We start from the raw sequence: 222 nt of genomic DNA on the forward strand, positions 1-222 counted from the left end.
GTGTCCTAGTTGTAATAGATCAACAAAGCGAATTCATGATTATCGTCTACAACGAATCGAACATTTAAAATGGTTTGAAAGAAAGACTCAATTATTTTATAAAAGACGTCGTTATGTATGTGAATGTGGAAAACGATTTTCTGAGAAAACCAACGTAGTTAACCGATATCAACGTACATCAGTGGAGTGGAATCAAGCTATATCTATAAGAGCGATCAAGGG

At 34.7% G+C, this 222-nt stretch carries 1 protein-coding gene; it reads left to right on the forward strand.

What is annotated here, in order from left to right; genetic code table 11:
- A partial coding sequence (locus tag AC6CHR_RS25135; RefSeq protein ID WP_498251908.1) for a transposase family protein occupies nucleotides 1-222 on the forward strand: 222 nt, incomplete at both ends.

The organism is Metabacillus sp. GQ13 (assembly GCF_059758525.1).